Annotated in this window: 3 protein-coding genes and 1 pseudogene; all 4 read left to right on the top strand. The window is 37.7% G+C overall.

The annotated features are described in order from the left end of the window. Window positions 1–267: pseudogene (locus ACFIJZ_RS09445) on the top strand (hypothetical protein); the annotation flags it as partial. A 93-nt stretch (window positions 268–360) separates the two neighbouring features. Further along, on the top strand, window positions 361–1,488 hold the full coding sequence (locus ACFIJZ_RS09440; protein ID WP_015856180.1) for a N4-gp56 family major capsid protein: 1,128 nt from the start codon (window positions 361–363) through the stop codon (window positions 1,486–1,488). A 20-nt stretch (window positions 1,489–1,508) separates the two neighbouring features. Then, on the top strand, window positions 1,509–1,889 hold the full coding sequence (locus ACFIJZ_RS09435) for a hypothetical protein (RefSeq protein WP_375627043.1): 381 nt from the start codon (window positions 1,509–1,511) through the stop codon (window positions 1,887–1,889). A gap of 11 nt (window positions 1,890–1,900) precedes the next feature. Then, window positions 1,901–2,281, top strand: coding sequence for a hypothetical protein (locus ACFIJZ_RS09430; protein ID WP_375631879.1), 381 nt, complete (start codon window positions 1,901–1,903; stop codon window positions 2,279–2,281). The last annotated feature ends 926 nt before the right edge of the window (window positions 2,282–3,207 follow it).

The raw sequence follows: 3,207 nt of genomic DNA, 5'->3' as shown, positions 1-3,207 counted from the left end.
CTCAATCCGGCAGAAGAGATTTATAGAATAGCGCAAAATCTTGGCTATCAGAACCAAGGGGTTCAAGCGAATAATCAAGTTGCTGCGCTTCAAAGCCGGCAGAATTCTGCGAGAACCTTAACAGCATCTGGAGGAGGGGGCAGTGTTGGACCAATCACTTTAGCAAGCATTGATAGGATGTCAGAAGAAGAATTTGACGCTTGGATATCAAATCCGAAAAATAAAGCAATTTTTCGGCAATTGCATGGTGCTGGTAACGGGTATTAAGAGTGCATTTTTATAGAAATTAGCCTGTTTTATGCAGGGTTATGGTCCGGCTTTTAAGCCGGTTTTTTTTTACAGCAAAGAAAGGTAAAATCAATGGCATTAACAACAGTTAGAGCAGATGATCCTCATGCGATAAGCACGTGGTCAAAATTATTAAATACAGAAGTTTCAAAGGCGATACCTATTGCCCCTCTTATAGGCAGGGGTTCAAACAGCATTATTCAACTTAAAACTGAAACACAGAAGGGCAGAGGGGATTGTGTTACATTTAGCTTACGTACACAGCTTTTGGGACGGGGTGTTACCTCAGGACAGACGCTTGAGGGGAATGAAGAGGCATTACAATTCCTTCATGACAGACTATATATTGACGAGCTTTCGCATGCAGTTCGTGTAGAAAATGAAGGTAGTATAGCGCAACAACGTACAACGTTTGATTTGCGTGACGAAGCAAAAGATGGCTTAGTTGATTGGTATGCAGATCGCTTAAGCTTGATGTTTTTCATTCAAGCTTGCGGATATACAGCAAGGACAATCTCTTTTGAAGATCGGATGATAGATATCGAGAATGTGCATTATGGATTTAATGAACCTCTGGCACCAAGTAGTAAGCGAATTATCCGTCCAGATGGTAAAACCAAGGATGAAGAGCTAAGTGAAGCGCCAAAACACAGCTTTAGTTTGAAGCTTATTGACGAAGCTGTAAAAATGGCGAAACTTGCTAATCCCAAAATTCGACCAGTACGTGTGAATGGGGAGAGTGTTTATGTTCTCTATTTGCATCCAACACAAGTGATGCAATTGCGTACCAATACAGAGACTGGTCAGTGGCTTGATATTCAGAAAGCTGCTTACACAGGCTCTCGTGCGCAAAACCCAATCTTTGATGGTTCTTTAGGCATGTATAATGGTGTGATTTTACGTGAATCTGAACATGTCACCCATGGGGTTAAATCTACCGATCATACAGCGAAAAAAAGTGTGCGTCGTGCTGTTTTTCTTGGAGCACAAAGTATCGTTATGGCTTTTGGAAATAATCGCAATGTCAATCGCTATAAATTGGTGGAAGAGCATTTCGACTATCAACGTTACTATGGTTTGTCTGCAAAAACACTGATTGGAATGAAGAAAACCCGTTTCAAATTTCCAAATAGCTCTCAAGCAGCGCAAGATTTTGGAACGATTGTTATCCCCACCTACAGTGGTGAACCTGATAATTAATCATAGGGAGGAAGCAAGACATGGCAGATCAATTACCACCTCCATTGCAGGGAAGAACTCTTCATACCCAACAGGTAAGTTTCTTACGTTTGAATATTTCGCATAAAGATAAGCATCTTACGGAAAAAATCGGAATTTTGCCTCGTGGCGCTTTGATCACTTCGATGAAGGCTTTTGTCAAGACCGCGTTTTCTGAGACAAAATTAAAGATAGGCAGCACCTATGGCGGCAATGAGTTCAGTGAAAAAGACATCAAAGCCCAAGGCACGCAAGATTTTACGCCAACAGATCAAAAGTCTTTTGTTGCAGATGATAAGGAGATGACCCTTTATGCAACACGAGACAAAACCACTGATGCTGGTGAATGTATTGTGGTTGTGCAATTCGTAACAAATCATTGAAGGGATAAGACATGGCAGATTATTTACCACAGCCCTTGCAAGGGAGAAATCTTCATACCCAGCAGGTAAGCTTTTTGCGGCTTAATTTTAGCTATGAAGATAAAGAAAACGCTATGAGAATAGGCACGCTACCTCGTGGTGCTTTGATCACTTCGATTAAAGTGTATGTCAAGACAGCATTTTCGGACACGAAGGTAAAAATAGGGTGCACTGCTGGCGGCAATGAGTTTGGTGAAGCAGAAATCAAACAACAGGCAGTAAAAGAGGTTAAGCCCACCAATCAGAAGGAGTTTATCCCTTATGATGAAGAACTTACTCTCTATGCTAAAGCTGATAAGACAGTACAAGCTGGGCAAGCAAGTATAGTCGTTGAATTCGTGACTAATCACTGAGAGGTATTTTGATGACACGTCATTATATTCGGGTTAAGACTGGAGGACCGATACCAGTAAAGCGAGATGTTTATCGTCATAAGAGAACACTTTCGCACTTAGTGTCGGTTATTCAAGATATAATACTAAAAAATACAATAAAGTCAATAGGTTGTGTGAAATTATTTTATATGAATCCACTTAAGAATCCACACTTTTATGCATGATTCATTTGATCATTTTTTATATAAGATTGCCATGTATGAATAGACCATAAAAAGCAAATCATGATGTAAAGATTATAACGCATGTGTGTATTCAAATGAAATGAAAAGCTGTTATCATTCATAACAGTTTATAAATTTTATGATACGTTTTTATCACTTAAAAATCGCATTGAAGTTAGTAATATAAACTTTTTTAATTTCGCTAAATTTTTAGCGAAACTATTATAAGCTTATAAGTTTAATTTATAAAATTGCATAAAAAGATTTAAAGACAAAATCATATTTAAAACGCTTTCTAAAAATTTAGAAAACGATAGGCAGGCATTATACAGATCCTATCATCACAACAGATATGAAATTCAAAACGCTATATCTTATGAAATGAAAAGCCTTTTAATGAATAGATTGCAGGCTAGTCTTTAAGAATGGAACTATTCGCTTCCACAAAAAAATGGAAGCAAATAATGCCATGGCAGTAGAATAACTATCTACTTTAGATTTGGTACTAAAAACGTTTTAAAAGTTATAGTTTAAAAATACGAAACCAAAAGAGCTCTTTCCAAATTTGGGGGCAGCTATTTAGACAAGATAAGCAAGTAAAATTTAAAACCATTGTAACATCATAAGGTATCGGTTTTTACTTAATTTTGAGTCAAAAGCTGTAATATTTAAGAATGCTCTATTCTAAGATAACATCCCCAAAATGGACCGGCTAATTTT

The sequence above is a fragment of the Bartonella sp. CL70QHWL genome, from assembly GCF_042194855.1.
GTDB lineage: Bacteria > Pseudomonadota > Alphaproteobacteria > Rhizobiales > Rhizobiaceae > Bartonella.
Note: the sequence above shows the minus strand (reverse complement) of the source record. Positions and strands in the feature narration are given on the sequence as shown.

Coding starts and splice junctions, on each gene's coding strand:
- ACFIJZ_RS09440 (WP_015856180.1), top strand. CDS start 361: ATGGCATTAACAACAGTTAGAGCAGATGATCCTCATGCGATAAGCACG.
- ACFIJZ_RS09435 (WP_375627043.1), top strand. CDS start 1,509: ATGGCAGATCAATTACCACCTCCATTGCAGGGAAGAACTCTTCATACC.
- ACFIJZ_RS09430 (WP_375631879.1), top strand. CDS start 1,901: ATGGCAGATTATTTACCACAGCCCTTGCAAGGGAGAAATCTTCATACC.